20 protein-coding genes and 2 tRNA genes are annotated in these 20227 nt (G+C 61.8%); 11 read left to right on the top strand and 11 right to left on the bottom strand.

Going from position 1 to position 20227, the window contains the following annotated elements; translation table 11 throughout:
* Nucleotides 1-9: 9 nt before the first annotated feature.
* From CLU90_RS10560 to CLU90_RS10550, 3 genes are read left to right on the top strand one after another with little or no spacing between them, the layout of a single operon-like run.
* Nucleotides 10-519: a GNAT family N-acetyltransferase gene (locus CLU90_RS10560; RefSeq protein WP_092710290.1), complete on the top strand. Its 510-nt coding sequence runs from the start codon at nt 10-12 to the stop codon at nt 517-519.
* The gene (locus CLU90_RS10555) at nt 516-1442 is read left to right on the top strand and encodes a WD40 repeat domain-containing protein (protein ID WP_100427892.1); all 927 of its coding nucleotides are present in this window, start codon (nt 516-518) and stop codon (nt 1440-1442) included. The genes CLU90_RS10560 and CLU90_RS10555 overlap by 4 nt, the downstream gene beginning before the upstream one ends.
* Entirely contained in the window at nt 1439-1744 is a 306-nt protein-coding gene (locus tag CLU90_RS10550; RefSeq protein ID WP_034752016.1) for an NIPSNAP family protein, read from the top strand. Before CLU90_RS10555 ends, CLU90_RS10550 begins: the two co-directional genes overlap by 4 nt.
* A 33-nt stretch (nt 1745-1777) precedes the next feature.
* Here CLU90_RS10550 and CLU90_RS10545 read toward each other — a convergent pair whose 3' ends face one another.
* From CLU90_RS10545 to CLU90_RS10535, 3 genes are all read right to left on the bottom strand, one after another.
* Nucleotides 1778-3211 carry a Dyp-type peroxidase gene (locus CLU90_RS10545; protein ID WP_100427891.1) on the bottom strand — a complete coding sequence of 478 codons (1434 nt, stop codon included), beginning with the start codon at nt 3209-3211 and terminating at the stop codon, nt 1778-1780.
* 67 nt (nt 3212-3278) lie between these two features.
* Nucleotides 3279-3737, bottom strand: a complete 459-nt coding sequence (locus tag CLU90_RS10540) for a hypothetical protein (protein WP_157808802.1) — start codon at nt 3735-3737, stop codon at nt 3279-3281.
* A 275-nt stretch (nt 3738-4012) separates the two neighbouring features.
* Entirely contained in the window at nt 4013-5074 is a 1062-nt protein-coding gene (locus CLU90_RS10535) for an AI-2E family transporter (RefSeq protein WP_100427889.1), read from the bottom strand.
* Nucleotides 5075-5275: 201 nt separating this feature from the next.
* Here CLU90_RS10535 and CLU90_RS10530 point away from each other — a divergent pair, with 201 nt between their 5' ends.
* Nucleotides 5276-5902: a flavin reductase family protein gene (locus CLU90_RS10530; protein WP_100427888.1), complete on the top strand. Its 627-nt coding sequence runs from the start codon at nt 5276-5278 to the stop codon at nt 5900-5902.
* Nucleotides 5903-5904: 2 nt separating this feature from the next.
* On the opposite strand, the gene CLU90_RS10525 is transcribed toward CLU90_RS10530, so the two are convergent.
* The 3 genes from CLU90_RS10525 to CLU90_RS10515 are packed head-to-tail and all read right to left on the bottom strand — an operon-like array spanning nt 5905 to nt 9180.
* On the bottom strand, nt 5905-7239 hold the full coding sequence (locus tag CLU90_RS10525) for an MFS transporter (RefSeq protein ID WP_100427887.1): 1335 nt from the start codon (nt 7237-7239) through the stop codon (nt 5905-5907).
* Nucleotides 7240-7273: 34 nt separating this feature from the next.
* Nucleotides 7274-8071, bottom strand: a complete 798-nt coding sequence (locus tag CLU90_RS10520; protein ID WP_198511191.1) for a substrate-binding domain-containing protein — start codon at nt 8069-8071, stop codon at nt 7274-7276.
* Between the two features lie 17 nt (nt 8072-8088).
* A complete protein-coding gene (locus CLU90_RS10515; protein ID WP_100427886.1) occupies nt 8089-9180 on the bottom strand; it encodes a porin in 1092 nt (363 codons plus the stop codon).
* Nucleotides 9181-9292: 112 nt separating this feature from the next.
* Between CLU90_RS10515 and CLU90_RS10510 the strand changes: the two genes are divergently transcribed.
* A complete protein-coding gene (locus tag CLU90_RS10510) occupies nt 9293-10207 on the top strand; it encodes a LysR family transcriptional regulator (protein ID WP_092710260.1) in 915 nt (304 codons plus the stop codon).
* 8 nt (nt 10208-10215) lie between these two features.
* Here CLU90_RS10510 and CLU90_RS10505 read toward each other — a convergent pair whose 3' ends face one another.
* Complete coding sequence (locus CLU90_RS10505; protein ID WP_232731156.1) at nt 10216-11055, bottom strand: helix-turn-helix domain-containing protein; 840 nt, start codon at nt 11053-11055, stop codon at nt 10216-10218.
* Between the two features lie 152 nt (nt 11056-11207).
* Between CLU90_RS10505 and CLU90_RS10500 the strand changes: the two genes are divergently transcribed.
* A complete protein-coding gene (locus CLU90_RS10500; RefSeq protein ID WP_092710258.1) occupies nt 11208-11606 on the top strand; it encodes a DUF3224 domain-containing protein in 399 nt (132 codons plus the stop codon).
* A 135-nt stretch (nt 11607-11741) separates the two neighbouring features.
* Here CLU90_RS10500 and uvrB read toward each other — a convergent pair whose 3' ends face one another.
* A complete protein-coding gene (gene uvrB / locus CLU90_RS10495; protein ID WP_100427885.1) occupies nt 11742-13835 on the bottom strand; it encodes an excinuclease ABC subunit UvrB in 2094 nt (697 codons plus the stop codon).
* 112 nt (nt 13836-13947) lie between these two features.
* Between uvrB and CLU90_RS10490 the strand changes: the two genes are divergently transcribed.
* The 4 genes from CLU90_RS10490 to CLU90_RS10475 all read left to right on the top strand — a co-directional run bounded on the left by CLU90_RS10490 (nt 13948) and on the right by CLU90_RS10475 (nt 17249).
* Nucleotides 13948-15162, top strand: coding sequence for an amino acid aminotransferase (locus CLU90_RS10490; RefSeq protein ID WP_198511190.1), 1215 nt, complete (start codon nt 13948-13950; stop codon nt 15160-15162).
* 131 nt (nt 15163-15293) lie between these two features.
* A tRNA-Asn gene (locus CLU90_RS10485) sits at nt 15294-15369 on the top strand.
* A 135-nt stretch (nt 15370-15504) separates the two neighbouring features.
* Nucleotides 15505-15580: transfer RNA gene (locus tag CLU90_RS10480), tRNA-Asn, on the top strand.
* A gap of 364 nt (nt 15581-15944) precedes the next feature.
* Entirely contained in the window at nt 15945-17249 is a 1305-nt protein-coding gene (locus CLU90_RS10475) for a tyrosine-type recombinase/integrase (RefSeq protein WP_100427884.1), read from the top strand.
* Between the two features lie 179 nt (nt 17250-17428).
* On the opposite strand, the gene CLU90_RS10470 is transcribed toward CLU90_RS10475, so the two are convergent.
* Nucleotides 17429-17662 (bottom strand): helix-turn-helix transcriptional regulator, encoded by a 234-nt coding sequence (locus CLU90_RS10470; protein WP_100427883.1) that lies wholly within the window; start codon nt 17660-17662, stop codon nt 17429-17431.
* Between the two features lie 2 nt (nt 17663-17664).
* Complete coding sequence (locus CLU90_RS10465; RefSeq protein ID WP_100427882.1) at nt 17665-18801, bottom strand: hypothetical protein; 1137 nt, start codon at nt 18799-18801, stop codon at nt 17665-17667.
* Nucleotides 18802-19070: 269 nt separating this feature from the next.
* On the opposite strand from CLU90_RS10465, the gene CLU90_RS10460 reads away from it, so the two are divergent.
* The gene (locus CLU90_RS10460; RefSeq protein ID WP_100427881.1) at nt 19071-19289 is read left to right on the top strand and encodes a hypothetical protein; all 219 of its coding nucleotides are present in this window, start codon (nt 19071-19073) and stop codon (nt 19287-19289) included.
* 82 nt (nt 19290-19371) lie between these two features.
* On the opposite strand, the gene CLU90_RS10455 is transcribed toward CLU90_RS10460, so the two are convergent.
* Nucleotides 19372-20127 (bottom strand): hypothetical protein, encoded by a 756-nt coding sequence (locus tag CLU90_RS10455; RefSeq protein ID WP_100427880.1) that lies wholly within the window; start codon nt 20125-20127, stop codon nt 19372-19374.
* Between the last annotated feature and the right edge of the window lie 100 nt (nt 20128-20227).

The raw sequence follows: 20227 nt of genomic DNA, 5'->3' as shown, positions 1-20227 counted from the left end.
GGAAATGCGATGACCATACTCACGACGGCGCGCCTGCGCCTGGAACCGATCACGGAAAACCACTATGAGCGCATGCGCACGCTCAACACCGACCCCGAGGTGATGACCTATCTGAACGCGGGCCAGCCCGAGACGGAAGAGGACACGCGCGCGGGCGTCACGCGCGTCACCGGCCGCTGGGCCGAGTGGGGTTATTCGTGGTGGGCGCTGATACGCCTCGATGATGGCGAGATGGTGGGCATGGCCTGCCTGCAGCATCTCGATGGCGACAAGAGCAAGCCGCATGAAATCGGCTGGCGCCTGGCCCGCACGGGCTGGGGCCAGGGCTATGCCAGCGAAGCGGCGGCCGCCATCGTCGCGCATGCCTTCGACGTCGTCGGTGCGCCCGAAGTGGTGGCCGTGGCCCACCCGGACAATGCGGCATCGATCAAGGTCATGACGCGCCTGGGCATGCAATACGCGGGCATGGAGCGCCATTACGATATCGACAGCGTCGTGTACCGGCTGGCGCGCCCATGACGGCAACGCGCAAGCCCCTGAAGCTGGGCTGCGCCTACGGCGTGCGGTTTTCGCCCGATGGCGCGCGTCTGGCCGTGCTGGGGCGCGATCTGGCGCTGTGGGACGTGACGGCGCGCCAGAAGCTGTGGCGCGGCAAATTCATCGCCCATTGTTCCAGCATGGCGTTTTCGCCCGACGGCGGCCGGCTGGCCATCAAGAGCACGACTGGCCAGATGGCCGTGGTGGATGCCCACGCAGGCCAGCCGCTGCTGAACTTCCAGAACAAGAAGGATGGCGAAGGCTGCGGCCCCGCGTGGTCGCCGTGCGGCCGGTATCTCGTCGACGGCGGCTGGGATGGCCGCCTGCGCGTGCGCGACGCGCAGACGGGCGACCTGCTGTTCACGCAGGAGCACCCTGGCGAGATGCTGCGCGCAATCTACGCCATCGATGGCGGGCGGCGTTTGCTGGTCCTGCACGGCGTCAAATCGGTGGACGAGGGGCAGGTGCAGCCGCCCGACTACTGCAGCGTGTGGGACTGGCCGCTGCAAGCGGGAGGCGGCCGCGTGCGGCTGTCGCTGCCCAAGCTGGCGTCGTGCGCCCCATCGCCCGATGGCGAGCGCCTGGCCGTGCTGCATTACGCGCACGGCGAGGAATTCTTGTCCGTGCATGCGATGGACGACGGCCGCTGTCTGGCCACCGCGCCGGTTGAAGGAGGCGGCGGCACGGGCGACGCCTTGCGCTGGCTGCCCGACGGCAGCGCGCTGGGACGCATCGGCAAGGGCAAGCTGTTGTTCTACGCCTGGCCGGGTCTAGGCGTCCTGGCGCAGGAAGATTTTACGTATCCGTGCGCGCTGGACTTTTTGCCTGGCTTGCCATTGGCCGCCATCGGTTCCTGGGAATCTGGCATGCTGATGGATCTGAACGTTCACAAGGAAACCGCATGATCACCTGTTACCTGCGTTACATCATCGACCCGTACAAATTGCGGGAATTCGAAGCCTACGGCAAGCTGTGGATACCGCTGGTCGAACGCTTCGGCGGCCAGCACCACGGCTACTTTTTGCCGTCCGAGGGCGCCAGCAACGTGGCGCTGGCCATGTTCTCGTTTCCCAGCCTGGCCCTGTACGAGCAGTACCGCAGCGATTCGATGCAGGACGCCGAATGCCAGGCCGCCTTCCGCTACGCCGAAGAGACGCGCTGCATCGTCAGCTACGAGCGCAGTTTCTTCCGCCCCGTGTTTGCCTGAACGGGGTCAATCGCGCTGCGGCCCGCCCGCCGCCTAACTCAGGTTTGCCAGGTAGCGCAATCCCGTGATGCTGGGGAAGAAGCAATACACGCCGCCGCGCGTGATGACGCTGCGCGAAAAATGCTGCAGTTTCGTATTGCCGCTGCCCTTGGGGCCCACGCCGGGCAAGGTGAAGGAACTGACGGCCGGGTCGTTGATACCCAGGAACACGTCCTGGCCGCTGATGTTGAGCGTGGCATTGCCCGCTTCGGGACCGGCCGGGCCGACGGCCGCTTTGACGAAGGTAGCGTCATCGTTCCATTGCTGCATCAGGAATTCGAACTGGTTGCGCAGATTCGCATTGATGAAATAGCCGACCAGTCCCCGCCGTTCCGTGGTGGGCGAGGCAGGATCGTATTCGCTGCCATAGGGCATGGCGCGCCGCACGATGCGGTGGTTGCGGGCCGAGGTGCCCACGACGCCTTCGTCGCGCGGATTGTTGCGCCGGATATGCGCGCCGATCGGGCATTTCAGGCCCAGCGTGTCGTCCTTTTCCGGCTGCGCATCGACATAGTGGAAGTGGTTCAGGCTGGCGTTCGGCAGCACGGGACCCGGTTCGTCCGGTGCGAGCACGAGCGGATTGCCGTTGCGCCAGCGTCCGCACATCTTGGCGGCCACCATTTCGGTGCTGAGCCCGGAACTGGCCGCGCCCTGGCTCAATATACTGTCGAACAGGGGCACGTCCTGCTCCAGGATGCGGAAGGCGGCATAGCTGCCGTTGGTGGACAGTTGCGGCGGCTGCACCTGGTAGGTGCCGCCGTTTTCATTCGGATAGCCGAGCAGGAATTCCCCCGTCTTGACGCTGTTGAGCGGGTCCGGGTCGTATTCGTGCTCGTGCTTGCGCGGCGGGGCGCCATCGACGTCGGGCTGGGCGATATTGTCGCGGTAGCCGAAATGCACGCGGTTGCCTGGCAGGGCCACGCCGTCGTGCGCATACAGTTCACGCCAGCCGGCGGCAAAGGCGCCACGCAGCGTGGCCGACGTTGCCTGCAGCACTACCTCCGATTCGCTGACCCACAGGCTCAGCATCGCATGCACCTGTCCGGCCTCGGTGGCTTGTCCCAGGTTGCCGAGCCAATGTTCGGGGGCGCTGTCGCCCACGTCGCCCACGGCGGCGACGCTGGCCGGGTCGGCCGCGCCCCGCTGGAATGCCTGGTCAAAGGTGGCCAGGTCGGCCGCGGCCACTCCCAGCGCGGACAGGCCGGGAGCGGTAAAACTGAGATTGACGAAGCAGGGCGGCTTGGGGTGAATATGGCGCGCGGTGGTGATCGATGGCAGCCCGTCGCTGCCGTCGAGCAGGGCCGCGATGGTGCGCCGCGCCTGCGCCGCATCCGTGATGCTGAAGATGAAATGGCGCGCCAGGTTGACGCGGTAGCCGCGCAGGATCGTGCCTTGCACGTCGTCGTAATCGATGATGGGATCGGCCATGCTGTCTCTCCGGGGGCTGGGTTGGCGGGGCCGCTTGCGCAGCCCCGGCGCGGCGTTCGGTTCAGGCTCAGACGGAAGCGAGGATTTGCTGGACGGTCTGCGGATAGGCGCTATACAGGCCCGTGTTGGGCACATGCTGCGCGGCGTCGTTGGCGGTGATGAAGGATTCGAATGCGGCCACGTGGTCGGCAACGGGCATCAGCGCCTTGCCGCCCACGACGAACTGCAGCAGCGCGTCGAATACCTCGCCCAGCTGGGCCACGAAATCTTCGATGTAGGCATTGAAATTGCCGTCATACTCGGTGATGACGCCGATGATCAGGGTATCGGAAGTAGCCGTCTTGCCGATGTTGGGCAGCAGATTGGCCTGGGAGCGGTCAAGCAGGGTGAAGCGGGCAAAGTGCACGGTACCGATATTGGTGAGTGCGGCATTGATCTTCGTCTGGTATTCCTGCAACGCGGCGGCGATGGAGATCGGATTGGTGCCGGGTAGTACCGGCATCAGTAAGCACAGTGGATTTGCCATGGAAGGCTCCTCATTACGTGGTTGTCGGGACGACCGACACTACGCCGCAGCCCCTGTTGCGTCAAAAACTATATTTTTGTATTTGTTGCTAAATGTATACTATTGCAACATGATAGTTGCCATGAAATGCGGTCTCATGTGGATAGTTGCCGGGGCTGGTCCGCGCTGGCGGACACTGTGCCGCCAGGCCGCTCCGGCCTGTTTCGGGAAGCGCAAGTGGCGGCGCCGACAGCGCCGGGTTTTGGCGGGTTTATTTTTGCAGCTGGGACGGCGCCTCAATCCTGGGCCTGGAATTCGCTGGCCGAGACGAACAGGTCCCACGAGGCGATGAACAGGGCCGCCACCACGGGGCCGATGACGAAGCCGTTCAGGCCAAACAGGGCCATGCCGCCCACGGTCGACAGCAGCACCACGTAGTCGGGCATCTTGGTGTCCTTGCCGACCAAAACGGGGCGCAGCACGTTGTCGACCAGGCCGATGACGAAGACGCCGAAGGCGGCCAGCCCTGCGCCTTGCCAGATCGCGCCCGTGGCCAGGAAGTAGACGGCCACGGGCGCCCAGACGAGGGCGGCGCCGACGGCCGGCAGCAGCGACAGGAAGGCCATCAGCACGGCCCACAGCAGGGGCGCCGGCACGTCGAGGAACCAGAATGCCAGGCCGCCGAGGGCACCCTGGGCGATTGCCACGAGGATGTTGCCCTTCACGGTGGCGCGGATCACGGTGGTGAAATTGGTGAACAGGCGCTGCTTGTACTTGCGGCTCAGCGGCACGGCACCCTTGATGCGGGCCGACAGGGTCGAACCATCGCGCATGAGGAAAAACAGCAGGTACAGCATGATGCACAGGCTGGTGAGGAATTCAAAGGTGTACAGGCCCACGTTGATGGCTTTCACCGCCACCACCTGGCTCACCTGCGTGGCGCCCTCGGCCAGCTTGTCCTGCAGGCTGGCCAGGCTGGTCAGGTTGAAGCGGTCGAGCAAGTTGATCAGCCATTGCGGCAGCACGGCCATGATTTTATTGAAGAACATGGCGACCGTGATTTCGCCCGAACGCACCATTTCCACGACGCTGGCCGCCTGGTTCACGAGCGACACGGAAACGAGCGACAGCGGCAGGATCACGATGACGATAATCAGCAGCAAAGTCAGCAGCGACGCTAGGCCGGCGCGGCCCCTGGTTTTCAGCAGCAGCCAGCGGTACACGGGCGCGAACAGGATCGCCAGGATCACACCCCAGAAGATGGCGCCCGCATATGGCGCCAGTATCCAGCCGAAGCCGATGGTGACGATGCTCAGGAGGAGCAGGAACACTTTCTGGTGCAGCGTGAGCGTAGGCATGGGCGGTAGCGTAATGACAAGGGTTGAGTTGTCCCATCATAAGCGAGGCCCAGGGCCATGTGCTACACAATTGTTGCGATGCGTGCGCGAGCGCACCTGGCGCCGGCGGGCTGGCAACGCGGTGGCGGCAATTCCAGTAAGCTGTCGTTCCAGGCGTTCCATCCCGGGCGCCTTTGACTTCTTTTGACTTCAGGAACGCGCGTGGCCGACAATATTCACTTTTATGAACCTGCGCAGGGCCATGGCCTGGCGCATGACCCGTTCAACGCCATCGTGGGGCCGCGGCCCATCGGCTGGATCGCTTCGCGCAGCAGCGAGGGCGTGCTCAATCTGGCGCCCTACAGTTTTTTCAACGCCTTCAATTACCATCCGCCGCTGATCGGTTTTTCCAGCATCGGCCGCAAGGATACCTTGCGCAATATCGAACAGACGGGCGAATTCGTGTGGAACCTGGCCACGCGTCCGCTGGCCGGGGCGATGAACATCAGTTGCGCGCCGGCGCCGCCCGAAGTCGATGAATTCGCGCTGGCCGGCCTGACGCCGGCCGCCTCGCGCATCGTCAATGTGCCGCGCGTGGCGGAAAGCCCCGTCTCCTTCGAATGCCGGCGCACGCAGATCATCGAGCTGCAAGGCCTTAATGGCGACGGTGTCGGCAGCTGGCTGGTGCTGGGGGAAGTGGTGGGCGTGCACATTGCGCGCCACCTGCTCAACGATGGCGTGTACGACACGGCGGCGGCCGCGCCGATCTTGCGCGGCGGCGGTCCGGCCGATTATTTCGAGATCGGGCCGGACAGCCTGTTCCACATGCGCCGGCCCGCCTGGCCGTAACATCATGCCGGGAGCGGATGGCGCTCCCTGACGATGCCGCGATAGATCAGCCACGTCGCCACCAGGCTGATGGCGCCGGCGCCGGCCATCCAGTAGCCTGGCGCCGCCTTGTCGCCGGTGCTCTCGATCAGCAGGGTCGACACCAGCGGCGTCATGCCGCCGAACAGCGCCGTGGCCAGGCTGTAGGCCAGAGAAAAGCCCGTGGTCCTCACGCTGGCCGGGATGATTTCCGTCAGCGCGACGATGGTGGCCCCGTTGTAGCTGCCGTACAGGAAGGACAGCCACAGCTCCACCATCAGCATGTGGTCGAAACTCGGATGGGCGACCAGCCAGGACAGGGCAGGATACGCCGTCAGCACCGTCAGCGCCGAGCACACGGCCATGATGGGCCAGCGCCCGATGCGGTCGGACAGCGCGCCCATGACGGGCAGCCAGATGAAGTTCGACAGGCCGATGCACAAGGTGACGAGCAGGCTTTCCTCGGTGCTCAGCTTGAGCACGTTCTTGCCGAAGGTCGGCGTGTAGACGGTGATCAGGTAGAACGCGACCGTCGTCAGCACGATCAGCATCGTTCCGGTGACGACCAGCGGCCAGTTGAGGGTGATGGTTTTGAGCATTTGCCGGAACGTCGGATGCGACTTGCGCGTCAGGTAGGCCTCGGTCTCCTGCAGCGAACGGCGGATGTAGAACACCACCGGGATGATGGAGCAGCCGATGAAGAACGGGATGCGCCAGCCCCAGTCCGCGATGAATTCCTTGCTCAAGGTTTCGTTCAAGAAGTAGCCCAGCGCGGCGGAAAAGATGATGGCCACCTGCTGGCTGGCCGATTGCCAGCTGACGTAGTATCCCTTGTTGCCGGGTGTCGCCATCTCGGACAGGTAGACGGATACGCCGCCCAGTTCCACGCCGGCGGAAAAACCTTGCAGCAAACGCCCGATCAGCACGAGGAACGGCGCCAGCAATCCGATGGTGGCATAGCCAGGCACGAAGGCGATCAGCGCCGTGCCGGAAGCCATGATGGCCAGGGTCAGCACCAGGCCCTTGCGGCGGCCGATGCGGTCGATATAGCTGCCGAGGAGGATGGCGCCCAGCGGCCGCATGAAAAACCCTGCGCCGAAGGTGGCGAACGTCATCATCAGGGCCGCATATTCGCTGGTGGCGGGGAAGAAGGCCTTGGAAATATACGTCGCGTAAAAGCCGAACAGGAAAAAATCGTACATTTCGATGAAGTTCCCGCTCGTCACCCGGATGACGGTGGCGATGCGCGAGGGAGGACGTGCCTGTGCGCGGGGCGGTGTGGCCTCGGCGATGGGCGTGGCGGTCGATGGAGTGGCCATGATTTACCTATTGATGAAAGATGAGTGACGTCGGCTAGTGCGTGACCGGCGCCGACGCCGGTTCCAGCCCGGTCGCTTCGATCGCGCCGGCGTTGTCGGGGGAGGCGAGGAAGCGCAGCAGGGCGCGGCCGGCCTCCGGCTGCTTGCTGCCCGGGACCAGGGCGGCCGAAAACTGCGTCATCTGCTGCACTTCCGGCGGCAGCAGGCCGACGATGGCGATGCCCTCGACCGGCAGCAGTTCGCTGCGCTGCTGGCAGCCGAAATCGGCGTCGCCGTGCGCGATGATTTCACCGACGGGAGTGGCGGGGATCTTTGCCGCCTTGCCCTGCATCTGTTCCGAAATCTGCAGTTTCTTCATCAGCTGCTTCTCGATGTATTCGCCGCTGGCGCTGTCCGAATAGGCCACCTTGTGCGCCTGCAGGAAAGCGCTGCGCAAGCCTTCGGTGGTGCTGATGTCGGGCTTGGCCGCGCCGCGCCGCACAGCGCAGGCAATCGGCGAATTGGCCAGCACCACCTTGCTGCCGGGGACCAAACGGCCTTCCTGCATCAGCTTGTCGAGCGCGTCGCCCACCATGATGACGACGTCGATCTGCTCGCCGCGTGCCAGGCGCGCGGGAATCGCATTTTTTGTCGTGCCCATCGATGGTCCCCATTCGGAGACCAGATGGTCGCCGCTGGCGCGTTCGTAGGCGGGCGCCAGGTTTTTGTAGGCCTGGGCGAAACCGCCCGAGCTGACCACGCGCAGTTCGGCGGCGTGGGCCGCGCCGGCGGCGAGCAGCATGAAGCCGGCCAGCAGGGGGGCGGATCGCCGCATCAGGGTATGTGGAAGCATGGTTGTTTCTCCTGTCGTTAAAATTTGTGCATGAGGCCGAGCGTCAAGCCCATGCCGTGACGGTCGTTGGCCCGCGTGCCGGTGACGCCGGCCGCATCGCCTTGCCACAGGGTGTAGTCCGATTCGAGGTACAGGGTGGAGCGCGGCGACAGCGTTTTTTCCAGGTAGGCGAAAGCGCGCTGGAAGCCGTCATCGACGTGGCCCGTGGCGCTGCGGCGCACCTTGTAATAGGCGGTCGTGAGCAGCAGGTCCTGCGCCAATTGCCGGCTCACGCCGGCCGATGCCACGTTTTGGCGGATGGATTTGCCGGCGCCCGCGTCGGCGCGGTTGACGCCCAGATTGGCCTTGAACTGCCAGGCGTCCACCTTGTAGGCGGCACCCACGGTGGCGGCGTCGAGATTGAGGTTGTCGCGGTTGCGAAAGCGCATCGCCGCCCCGGAGACGGCCAGGCCAGCCTGCTGGTACGTGAGGGCGCCGCCCCAGGTCGACAATGGCGACGCGGCGCCCGCCACTTCGCCGAACGAGTAGGCGGCGCGCGCCACCACCGGCCCGAGGCTGGCGCTGGCTTTCACCATGTTGTCGAGCCGGTAGAAGTTGTCGGCATAGCCGCTGCTGCCGTATTGCTGTCCGAACGAGTGCCGGCCAAAAGCCGTGTTGCTCAAGCCGGTGATGTTGACGTTGGGATTGAACGAGGCGTAGCGGATGCCCAGCGGGTCCACCGGCGCGATGGCGTCGGCCAGCAAGGTCGCCTGGCGGCCCAGCGTCACGGACCCGAGCGGCGTCTTGAGCCCGACCCAGGCCTGCCGGTCGAACAACTTGTCGGATTTGGCCGCGCTGCCCGTGTCCAGATTGAGTCCGCCCTCGAGGCGGTACAGCGCCTGCCAGCCGCCGCCGAGGTCTTCCTGGCCGCGCAAGCCCCAGCGGCTCGTGTTGTTGATGCCGCTGCTGATGGCGGGCGTGGTGCCGCCGGCGATGGGGGCGTTGGCGGCGTTCAAGCCCTTGCCATCGCGGATGCCGGCATCCGCGATGCCATAGAAAACCGCGCTGCTCTGGGCCAGGCTGGTGCCGCTGGCCGCCAACAACAGCGCGAACGTGGAACAATGTCGCATGGTGTCTCCATCTTTTTTTGGGTGATGCCTTCTTGGCGAGGCTCAGCATTAAGACCCCATCATCGTTGAAATGGCATAATTTGATAATTGCAATTTTTCCGGGGATTAATGCATGCAGCGCATCAATTACGAACTTCACGATTTGCAGGCTTTCGTGGCCGTGGCCGAGCGCAACAGCTTTCGCCAGGCCGCGGCCGACCTGTTCCTGTCGCAGCCGGCGCTCAGCCGCCGCATCGAAAAACTGGAAGATGCGTTGGGGGTCAAGCTGTTCGAGCGCACCACCCGGCGCGTGCAGCTGACCAATGTGGGGCAGGTGTTCCTGGTGAATGTGCGCGATGCGCTCAACGGCCTCGAGGATGCCGTGCTCGGTGTCGCCGACCTGGCCGCGCACCGTACCGGAACGGTGACGTTCGCCTGCGTGCCTTCGGCCGTGTGGCACTTCCTGCCGGACGTGCTCAAGCGTTTCAGCGCGCAGTTCCCGAAAATCCGCGTGCGCGTGCATGACGAAAGCGCGCAGGACGTGCTCAATCTCGTGCTGACCGGCGAGGCGGACTTCGGCATCTGCTTTACCGGCGCGGAAAATCCGGAGATCCATTTCCAGCCCATCTATGTCGAGACCTACGTGCTGGCGATGCGCAACGATCACCGACTGGCCAGGCGCAAGAAGCTGAGCTGGAAGGATACCGTCGACGAACGCTATATCTCGGTGGCCAAGTCGAGCGGCAACCGCAGCGTGCTCGACGCGGCACTGGCCGGCGTGGAAAAGCATCCGTGGATCTCGTGCGAGGTCAACCACGTGTCAGGCATCTTGGCGCTGGTGGAGTCGGGACTGGGCGTGGCGGCGGTGCCGGGGTTGTCCATCTTGCCGGAGCGGCAAGGCACGGTGATCGGCGTGCCGCTCGTCAATCCTGTCGTGAAACGGACGCTGGGCTTGATCAGCCGGCATCAGCACGCGATGCCGCCCGCGTCACGCACCCTGTTCGACATGATGGTTGCGAGCATAGGCAAGCAGGGGCGGCGGGCATGAGCGCGGTGCTAGGCTGTCTCCCGCTGCGAGCGGCGATAGTCGAGCGGCGTGCTGCCCACCAGTTCCGCAAAACTGCGGCTGAAATGGGCCTGGTCAAAAAAGCCCAGTTCCTGCGCCAGGCTGGCCAGGTCGGGCGCATCGGGCTGCGCCAGGCGCCAGATCGCTTCCTGCAGGCGGTAACGCTGGATCACCCATTTTGGCGGCACGCCCACGTAGTTGGCGAACAGGCGCTGCAGCCGGCGTTCGCCGATGCCCATTTTTTCGCACAGCTGCGCCACGCTCGCCGGGCCATTGTGGGCCGCCGCCGCCGCAGTCAGCCTGGCGGCCAGGAGGGCCGCGTCATCGACCTGCGGCAGCCTTGCCAGCAGCGGCGCCTGTGCTTGCGCCACCATGGCCGTATCGTCGGCTTGCAGCAGCACCAGCGCTTCGGCTTGTGCGGCCGGCATGCCCAGCAGGGCATCGGCGGCGATGGTCGCGTCGGTGAACGATGACAGGGGCTGCGTGATGAACGGGCGCAGGCCGCCCGGCGCGAAACGCGCGCCCAGCACCTTGCCCGCGCCGTTCAAAGGCCGGTCGAAGGCGCCGCGCACCACGCCATGGATGGCGGTGCGCCCAAGGTCGAATACCAGGTGCGCGTTCGGGTAGGGCAGTACGCGCTGCGTCTCCGGCGCGCAGCCCCGCCTGTCCCATTCGACCACCCAGAAGTACTCGATGAACGGCGCCAGCGCGCCAGCCGGTGGATAGGTCGCCAGCCGTATGCGCCGCGCCGCCGCCTGCGGGTCGACGATGCCTTTGGGCGTCAGCCCGCGCGCGGCGAGCACATTGCGCGTGCTGTCGGCTTTATCCAATATTTGTCTCCTGCGCGGCCTTAAGCTGCTTGTCTCTCATCGATTAAAGTGGAATCATGAAATCACAGAGTTTGTCGGCCCTGATGCTGGCCGCCTGTTGTCTATCGGTGGCGCCAGCCGGCGCCGCTTCATCTGCAGAAGGGGATCATCGCATGCATGTACACGCTACGGGAAGTTTCAGCATCACCATGACGCCATCCGCGGCGCCCCAGCGCTCGGGGCGCACGACCCTGGGCAAGGTGCTGCTCGATAAAGTCTATGCCGGCGACTTGGTCGCCACGGCGAAGGGCGAGATGCTCAGTGCCGTCACCGACACCAAGGGCGCGGCCGGTTATGTTGCCATGGAAGCCATCACGGGCGTGCTGCAGGGCAGGGAAGGCAGCTTCGTGGCGCAGCATGCGGGCACCATGGCCGATGGCAAGCAGCTGCTGTCCATCGTCATCGTGCCGCATTCCGGCACGGGGCAGCTGACGGGCATCAGCGGGACGCTCGCCATCCGCATTGAAAACGGCCAGCATTTCTACGACATCGACTATTCGCTGCCGGAGTAGGGCGAACCATGGACAGAAATCATGTACTCGCTGGTGCGGTCAAGGCTTTTCAAGTAGGTCGGATGAGCGGCAAGGCCGCGTAATCCGACACCACCACCAGCGTCAACGATGTTGTCGGATTACGGCCCGCAGGGCCTAATCCGACCTACCCAGTATCGATGTCACATTGTCGGTGCCGGGCGCGCCGAACAGCTGCTGTTTGAGGATGTGCAGCTGGTCGCGCACTTGCGCCGCTTTTTCGAACTCCAGGTTCTTGGCGTGGTCGACCATCAGTTTTTCCAGGCGCTTGATTTCCTTGCTGACCTGCTTCTCGCTCATGGATTCGAACTTGGCCGCTTCCTGCGCCACTTGCAGGGTTTCGCGCGCTTCCTGCGGGCTGTAGACGCCGTCGATCATTTCGCGGATCGATTTCTTCACGCCGATCGGGATGATGTTGTTGGCCGTATTGAAGGCGATCTGCTTGGCGCGGCGGCGCTCCGTCTCGTCGATGGCGCGGCGCATGGAGTCCGTGATGCGGTCGCCGTACAAAATCGCCGTGCCGTTCAGGTTACGCGCGGCGCGGCCGATGGTCTGGATCAGGCTGCGCTCGGAGCGCAAAAAGCCTTCCTTGTCCGCGTCGAGGATGGCGACCAGCGACACTTCCGGCAAGTCCAGGCCCTCGCGCAGCAGGTTGATCCCCACCAGCACGTCGAAGGTGCCCAGGCGCAGGTCGCGCAGGATTTCCACGCGCTCCACCGTCTCGATATCGCTGTGCAGGTAGCGCACCTTGATGCCATGGTCGCCCAGGTATTCAGTCAATTGCTCCGACATGCGCTTGGTGAGCGTGGTCACCAGCACGCGCTCGTCCTTCTTGATGCGTTCGACGATTTCCGACATCAGGTCGTCCACCTGGCTGCTGGCGGGGCGCACGATGATCTGCGGGTCGACCAGGCCCGTGGGGCGCACGACCTGTTCGACCACCTGGTCGGAATGGTTCTTTTCGTATTCGGCCGGCGTGGCCGAGACGAACACGGTCTGGCGCATCTTCTGCTCGAATTCCTCGAATTTCAAGGGGCGGTTGTCGAGCGCCGACGGCAGGCGGAAGCCATAGTCGACGAGGTTCGTCTTGCGCGAGCGGTCGCCGTTGTACATGGCGCTCAGCTGGCCCGTCAGCACGTGCGACTCGTCGAGGAACATGATGGCGTCGGGCGGCAGGTAGTCGACCAGGGTCGGCGGCGGTTCGCCCGGCAGGGCGCCGGACAGGTGGCGCGAGTAGTTTTCGATGCCCTTCGTGAAACCGATTTCGGCCATCATTTCGAGGTCGAAGCGCGTGCGCTGTTCCAGCCGCTGCTCCTCGATCAGTTTGTTCTCCTTGCGGAAGAATTCGAGGCGCTCGCGCAGCTCGTCCTTGATGGTTTCCACGGCGCGCAGCACGGTGGAGCGGGGCGTCACGTAATGCGAGCCCGGATACACGGTGAAGCGGGGGATCTTTTGCCGTACGCGGCCCGTCAGCGGATCGAACAGCTGGATCGATTCGATCTCGTCGTCGAACATTTCCAGGCGCACGGCCAGCTCCGCATGCTCGGCGGGGAAGATGTCGATGGTGTCGCCGCGCACGCGGAAGGTGCCGCGGCCGAAATCGACTTCGTTGCGCGTGTACTGCATCTGGATCAGGCGCGCGATGACGTCGCGCTGGGCGACTTTGTCTTTTACGCGCAACGTCAGGATCATCTGGTGGTATTCGTTCGGGTTACCGATACCGTAGATGGCCGAGACGGTGGCAACGATGATGACGTCGCGCCGTTCCATCAGCGACTTGGTGCACGACAGCCGCATCTGTTCGATATGTTCGTTGATCGACGAGTCCTTTTCGATGAACAGGTCGCGCTGCGGCACATAGGCTTCAGGCTGGTAGTAATCGTAATAGCTGACGAAGTATTCGACAGCGTTTTGCGGGAAAAAGTCGCGGAACTCGCTGTACAGCTGCGCGGCCAGGGTCTTGTTGGGCGCAAAGACGATGGCGGGCCGGCCCATGCGCGCGATGACGTTGGCCATGGTGTAGGTCTTGCCCGAACCGGTCACGCCCAGCAGGGTCTGGAAGGCCAGTCCGTCGGCAATCCCCTCTGATAACTGGTCGATTGCCGTGGGCTGGTCACCGGCCGGAGGGAAGGGCTGGTGCAGCTTGAACGGTGAGTCCGGGAAAGAGATAATTGCGCTTTCCGCCTCGCTGGCGGTAGATAATTCGGGCATGTGAATCAGACCTTTGTTAGAATAGTGCTCTGCTGGCGGCCCTGGCGTTGTATTTTGGGGCGCTGTCTACAACTCCGCTGTGAACCTGCTTCCAATCGAATCCAATCTTATCATGACGAACCCAACTGTTTCTGCCAGTCTGTTTAGCGCCATCGAGATGGCCCCACGCGACCCGATCCTGGGCATCACCGAAGCATTTAACGCGGACCAGAATCCCGCCAAAATCAATCTGGGCGTTGGCGTCTATTATGACGACAACGGCAAAGTGCCTCTGTTAGCTTGCGTACGCAAGGCAGAAGCCATCCTGATCGAACAGGCGGCGCCACGCACCTATCTGCCGATCGAAGGCCTGGCCGCCTACGACAAGGCTGTGCAAGAACTCGTATTTGGCGCCGACAGCGCCGTTATTCAAGAGCGCCGCGCCGTCACCGTGCAAGCCATCGGCGGCACGGGCGCACTGAAGATCGGCGCCGACTTCCTGCAGCGCTTCGCGCCGGGCGTGCAAGTCTACATCAGCGACCCGAGCTGGGAAAACCACCGCGCGCTGTTTGAAAATGCCGGTTTCGTCGTGAATAACTATACGTACTACGATGCCGCCACCCATGGCGTGAACTTCGATGGCATGCTGGCCAGCCTGAACGCCATGCCAGCCGGTTCCGTCGTCGTGCTGCACGCCTGCTGCCACAACCCGACCGGCGCCGACCTGAGCGTGGCCCAGTGGGATCAGATCATCAGCGTGGTGACTTCGCGCGGCCTGGTACCGTTCCTGGACATGGCCTACCAAGGCTTCGCCAACGGCATCGCCGAAGACGGCGCCGTGGTGCGCCGCTTTGCCGACGCGGGCGGCCCGCTGCTGGTGTCGAACTCGTTCTCGAAATCGTTCTCGCTGTACGGCGAGCGCGTGGGCGCCCTGAGCGTCGTCGCCTCGAGCGCCGACGAAGCGGCCCGTTTGCTGTCGCAGCTGAAGCGCGTCGTGCGCACCAACTACTCGAACCCGCCTACGCATGGCGGCAAGGTGGTCGCCACCGTCCTGGCCACGCCGGAACTGCGCCAGCTGTGGGAAGAGGAATTGGCCGGCATGCGCGTGCGCATCCGCGAAATGCGCAATGCCTTCGTGGAAAAGCTGAAAGCCAAGGCGCCAGGCCACGATTTCGAATTCGTGCGCCAGCAAATCGGCATGTTCTCGTACTCGGGCCTCACCAAGGAGCAGGTGGCGTCCTTGCGCGAGCAATCGATCTACGCCGTCGACACGGGCCGTATCTGCGTGGCAGCATTGAATTCGCGCAATATCGACATCGTCATTGACGCGATCGCCAAAGTGCTTTAATATCTTGCTTCTTCGGCGCTGCATGCAAGTGCGGCGCTGATGGCGGTAGAAAGTCGGCGATGGCCGTGTTTGTCAAGATGCAGCATGAGTCTTGCAAATATGGAACAAGCGACATATAATATTGCCTCTTTTCCCTGATAGCTCAGTTGGTAGAGCGACGGACTGTTAATCCGCAGGTCCCTGGTTCGAGTCCAGGTCGGGGAGCCAGAATTCGAAAGGCAACGTTGAAAAACGTGGCCTTTTTTGTTTTTGCGCCGCTGGCGCATAGCTTGGGCCACGGTAAGATTTCCCCTATGGAAATCTGGACAGCACCCGGTTTGGCCTATATAATACGGCCTCTTTTCCCTGATAGCTCAGTTGGTAGAGCGACGGACTGTTAATCCGCAGGTCCCTGGTTCGAGTCCAGGTCGGGGAGCCAGAATAAAGCGTTGAAAATAAAGGCCTTCTTCGGAAGGCCTTTGTCGTTTACGGCCAAAGGGTGGAGTTTGATAGCGCAAGTGATAGCGCGCAACCCTGGCAGCACCGGCGCCCTTATGCGTCGTGTTGCGGTCATTTGCGCCTTTGCACGCTCGCGCTGCTTGCAGCACCGCCACAGCCGGATTCCCGGCATATAAGTTCGGTAGCTGTAATGCGTTGTCCCTTCATTTTACAAAGGCAACGCATGAAAACTGTTCTACTTGACTATCCAGCACAACGCACCAAGCCGTATCTTCTCGATGCCGGTTCCTTTTCGCATCCCGTATCTGTCCAGCAGTTCATCTTCCCGGCTGTGGAGGTGAGCCATGGCTAAGGGTGCAAAACCATTCAGGTACCGTGGCAAATGGCGCGCAACAGTCACACTAGCAAACGGCAAGCGTCCCGCGCAGGACTTCGACCGATACGACGATGCCGTGCAGTGGATTGCCGAGCAGTTGGCGAACGCCAATGCACAGCATGCACCGGAGCTGGGCGGCCCGACCATGGCCACGCTTGCCGACGCGCTGCGCCTGTATGCGCAGCTCTACACTGTCAACAAACGCGGCTTCGCCAGCGAGCTCAACCGCATCAACCACTATCTGGAAGGTGCCGGGATGGCGCGGCTGAAGAGGGTGCAGAATGATACCTTGGGGCACGCGCTGGCGGAGTACGACCGTTCCACTCTGCCCGAGTCCTGGCAGGGCCACAACGACGCACGCCGTGCCGCGCGCTCTCAAACTTACCTGCGTATCGGAGAGCTGGCCAAAACGCGCTGCAGCGCCGTCTCGACGGCCGACCTGCGACGTCTCGTTGCTGATATGAAAAAGGAAGGACTGAGCGAGAGCAGCGTTCAAAAGGAGGTCGCACTACTCAAGCACATGTTCAACATGGCGGCCAACGAATGGAGCTGGAAGGGCTTCGAAAATCCTTGCAAAGGCATCAAACTCGGCAAGTCGAATGCACGATTTGTGTTTATCACGCAAGAGCAGCGCAAGCGCTTGTGGGACGCCCTCGCTGAATGCGACAACCCCTATTTCTGGCCGTTGGTCGAACTTGAATTGCAAACGACCTTGCGTCGTTCAAGTCTTCTCGCGTTGCGCTGGGACAAGGTCGACCTTGATGGACGAATCTTCGTAGTGGAGTCTAAGACAGGGCAAATTGCCGTTCCACTGACTCAGCATGCGGTCCGGGTGCTCCGGGAAATGGCGCGGCACGAGTCCGGGGTGGTGTTTCCCATGACTGCCAATGCAGTTGATTGCGCCTGGGATGGGGTGCGTACGAAAGCAGGTATCCCTGACCTGCAATTCAGGGACCTTCGCCACGTTGCCGCGACTGATTTCGCCCGCCGCGGTTTCAGTAGCCATCAGTTGATGAAAGTCCTGGGACATAAAACCATCACAATGGCGCAGACGTATGTAAATTTGGTCAGCCAGGACGTGCTCGATGTGATGGACCGCACGGAACCGGCGTCGCCGGTGTTGCAAGTACCCCCGCCAGCGAGTGGTTCCGGAACCGACATGCTCAATCGAAAACGGTCAACCCGTCTCACAATGGCTGTACGTGAGCGCATGGGAATTATTGCCAAGTGTCCCACGGATGTGACGCGCGAGGCTAATTTTCCACAGCAGTAAGCGATTGAGCCCCCTTGGCCCCCGATCAGGGGGCCAAGGGGGCTCGGGAGTGAAAGATTGTTTGGCTTAATGGGTTCTGGAATGAGCGGAAAATTGGAGCAGCCCTACTATCTCAGCCTGGAGCCGAACTGAGATGCGCGCCAACGATATGAATTCATCATATCGTTGGCGCTTATTGGTCAGCCAAAACGCGCGCTTTTCCGGGGGCGCTGCGGTGGCGACCAATTCAACTGCGGCTCCAGGGCGTTGGCCAACCATTTCTCGACGGCGACCTCATCCCATACGATGTTCTTGCCTAGTTTCAGGCCTCTTGGGAATTTCTGTGCCTTTACAAGATTTTCGAGGGTGCGCTCACAAATGCCGAGTCGTTGCGTGACAGCACTTTTTTCAAGCAGAGAAATACGAGCAGACATTATTAGACCTTTGTTTGGTTACGGTCTAAAGTAGTAGGTAGCCGATTTAGCCTTTTGGCGCGCTTTACCGCACCCAAGACCGCGCGGCGCACCTCAGTCTGGGGCATGCAGCGGAATCCCTCCAGCAATTCAACCATCGGCACTTGCGCGCGCCTGATATCAATGCCAACGGAAGCGCACCAAGAGCTGATGCCATACTCGCAACTCCCTGACCTGCGCGCGTCGTCAAGACTGACATCTATGTCGTAGCTCGTGTATTTTGCGATGAAAGCATTAACCGCTGACTTCATGTCGGCAATCGTCGCTGCCCTTGTCGGTGCGCTTCGACCTTTCCGCAGCAGACCCGAAATTGCTCCCTCGGCCGTATCACTATGAAAACTGGCGCTGTCGGCAACAGCGATGAATCCACGGTCGGTATTGACAGCATAACCACGGCCCTGGCTGGCCCATACGGCTGCGTAGAGTTCGATGCCGGCCGGCGCCTCTATTTGAAGCGCATCTAGTGTCATCAAGCCACCAAGTAGTGCAAGACCTTTGCGCTCAACACGGAGGCGCCAGTCTGCAGGCACACAAATTTGGTGCAAGTCAACGTTCGCGCCCCAGCCTTTGTACGCCCCCCGATAAACGTCATAATTTCGGTCGAGATTAGTCGTATAAATGACATCGCTCGTCCTATCTGCGAAACCCACCGTAAATTTGGTGCCGCCTGATGCTCCATTGCGAAATACTTGCTGAGCGTAGTGCGTCACGGTCCTCCTGCGTAGCTCTATCAGGCGCGTTGCAGGCGTTCCAAGAGGTAATCGGATGGCCGGGCCGCCGGTAGGTGCAGGGAGCGCCGAAATCGCCTTGGTGGTCTTGGCATTGACCTGGTTGAGGCGGCGGTGGCGTCGTGCGGCATCAAATTCATCGCGGAGTTCCTGCACGCGGGCGACGTTTGCCGGATTGCCGGGTAGTCCCACGGCGCGGATAGCGGCAATCAGGGCTTTCTTGGTGTCACCTACATCCGAGACCGCGATGCGGGTGAGGGTCAGCTTGCGGTTGCTTCGCGTGTCCTGATGTGCTTGTGCCGCGCCTGTTTTCCTATTTGCGTGTTTTGGCGCCGTCGCGACGGAGCTGGTGATTTTCGCTGCCTTTTTCATGAGTACCTTTTACGATTACGGTTGTGAAGTTTCGTATACGTAAAAGATTTATTCCTTTTGAAAAATTATGCGCTGAGTATGAAGTAAATTTTCTTTTGACTGCGGCGGTAGCAGACAAGACCGGGGCGTTGCGTGGCGGAAGCGTGTGACCAATTCGTTGCGGTCGTTGTCTGAGCGGGATTAGCAAGAAAGGAAAGGCTGTCTGACCTCCTTTTTCGCAGGTGTCTATATGAAATGCAGGACATCTAAAATCTAAAAGGACAACAGCAATGGAAAAAACATATATTGTGCACACAGCACACCCGGTCAGCGATTACCGAAACATGGTTATCGAGGCGCTATCACTGGAGCGCGCGGTGGAAATGGGCGAGCGGATTTCTGGCGTCGAGGTGTCAGACGCTTACGAGTTCAACGACACCTATGACGGCGCGGTGTTCAGCGAAGAATTCGTTACGTTCCTGGATAGCCAGGTCGGTACCTGGCACTGATTGATTCGACCCCGCAGATGCGGGGTCTTTACTTTGGTACCGCATCTCACTTTGGGACCCTACGTTTGCGGTCGTGAAAAGGTTAGGGCTGTGGCGGCAGATTGGCGCCGCTCAGCATATTTTCGATTGTTCGCTCTGGATGGAACACAGGCAGAGCTTTGTTGACCACCGTTCCCAGTTGCATCAGGTTCAATTCAGCATGCCAATTGCGCGGGATGTCGGCACCGGTGATTAGGGCTTTCTTTTGACGATTGATGCCTTGAAAACCAGGAAGCCTGCGCAATGACGTCACGAGCTTGATGAGATAGTCCGGCTTTCGTTCCCTGCTGGAACGCACGCGCCCCGCAGCTTTAGCAAAAGCGTGGCGCCAGCGTGCTGTGAAGACATCTTGAAGCACCCACGTCCAGACATAGTCAAGGTCACCATTTCGGCGGCGGACGGGACGCGACACCAGAGCGTACTGCTTTTCCCAAGGAAGACGCGAGGCCGGTTCACGCGCATCCATAGTTCGCTTTTCTTTGCTCAGTTCTCCAACTCCTTCGGTGGCCATGAGCCAGAATAGCCATTCGCGTTCGGGCTTTTCTTCGGGAAAGCTTACCTTCGGGAAAAGCACCAGTCGCGCACAAGAGCGACCTCGCAAGCGGTCGTTATCTCGCATGCCGCGGGTCGCCAGGATACGATAGCTATCGTCGAATTTTCTTATTAGTTGAAGTACCTTAGCCGCAGGGACGATACCAGATTGAAATAGATGATAGCCATGTCCCGCCGTCTCAGCGATATAGCGCATCGCTGCGGTTTTGGTCACGGCGACGTGTACTGCGCAGGGTTTTTTGTTCATTTTCCGACTTCCTTAAAATTGATTTCTCCTTGTATAGCGACATGGCGCCATGTAAGAGCGGGAAAGCGGAATAGGGGGAAAACAGGCTCTGCTTTGAGGT

It is taken from the genome of Janthinobacterium sp. 67 (genome assembly GCF_002797895.1).
Lineage (GTDB): Bacteria > Pseudomonadota > Gammaproteobacteria > Burkholderiales > Burkholderiaceae_D > Janthinobacterium.
This window is presented reverse-complemented; position numbering and strand designations above follow the sequence as displayed.

What these genes read in the sequence shown, in the direction of transcription:
- CLU90_RS10560 (WP_092710290.1), top strand. Translation starts at nt 10, where the DNA reads ATGACCATACTCACGACGGCGCGCCTGCGCCTGGAACCGATCACGGAA.
- CLU90_RS10555 (WP_100427892.1), top strand. Translation starts at nt 516, where the DNA reads ATGACGGCAACGCGCAAGCCCCTGAAGCTGGGCTGCGCCTACGGCGTG.
- CLU90_RS10550 (WP_034752016.1), top strand. Translation starts at nt 1,439, where the DNA reads ATGATCACCTGTTACCTGCGTTACATCATCGACCCGTACAAATTGCGG.
- CLU90_RS10545 (WP_100427891.1), bottom strand. Translation starts at nt 3,211, where the DNA reads ATGGCCGATCCCATCATCGATTACGACGACGTGCAAGGCACGATCCTG.
- CLU90_RS10540 (WP_157808802.1), bottom strand. Translation starts at nt 3,737, where the DNA reads ATGGCAAATCCACTGTGCTTACTGATGCCGGTACTACCCGGCACCAAT.
- CLU90_RS10535 (WP_100427889.1), bottom strand. Translation starts at nt 5,074, where the DNA reads ATGCCTACGCTCACGCTGCACCAGAAAGTGTTCCTGCTCCTCCTGAGC.
- CLU90_RS10525 (WP_100427887.1), bottom strand. Translation starts at nt 7,239, where the DNA reads ATGGCCACTCCATCGACCGCCACGCCCATCGCCGAGGCCACACCGCCC.
- CLU90_RS10520 (WP_198511191.1), bottom strand. Translation starts at nt 8,071, where the DNA reads ATGCTTCCACATACCCTGATGCGGCGATCCGCCCCCCTGCTGGCCGGC.
- CLU90_RS10515 (WP_100427886.1), bottom strand. Translation starts at nt 9,180, where the DNA reads ATGCGACATTGTTCCACGTTCGCGCTGTTGTTGGCGGCCAGCGGCACC.
- CLU90_RS10510 (WP_092710260.1), top strand. Translation starts at nt 9,293, where the DNA reads ATGCAGCGCATCAATTACGAACTTCACGATTTGCAGGCTTTCGTGGCC.
- CLU90_RS10500 (WP_092710258.1), top strand. Translation starts at nt 11,208, where the DNA reads ATGCATGTACACGCTACGGGAAGTTTCAGCATCACCATGACGCCATCC.
- uvrB (WP_100427885.1), bottom strand. Translation starts at nt 13,835, where the DNA reads ATGCCCGAATTATCTACCGCCAGCGAGGCGGAAAGCGCAATTATCTCT.
- CLU90_RS10490 (WP_198511190.1), top strand. Translation starts at nt 13,948, where the DNA reads ATGACGAACCCAACTGTTTCTGCCAGTCTGTTTAGCGCCATCGAGATG.
- CLU90_RS10475 (WP_100427884.1), top strand. Translation starts at nt 15,945, where the DNA reads ATGGCTAAGGGTGCAAAACCATTCAGGTACCGTGGCAAATGGCGCGCA.
- CLU90_RS10470 (WP_100427883.1), bottom strand. Translation starts at nt 17,662, where the DNA reads ATGTCTGCTCGTATTTCTCTGCTTGAAAAAAGTGCTGTCACGCAACGA.
- CLU90_RS10465 (WP_100427882.1), bottom strand. Translation starts at nt 18,801, where the DNA reads ATGAAAAAGGCAGCGAAAATCACCAGCTCCGTCGCGACGGCGCCAAAA.
- CLU90_RS10460 (WP_100427881.1), top strand. Translation starts at nt 19,071, where the DNA reads ATGGAAAAAACATATATTGTGCACACAGCACACCCGGTCAGCGATTAC.
- CLU90_RS10455 (WP_100427880.1), bottom strand. Translation starts at nt 20,127, where the DNA reads ATGAACAAAAAACCCTGCGCAGTACACGTCGCCGTGACCAAAACCGCA.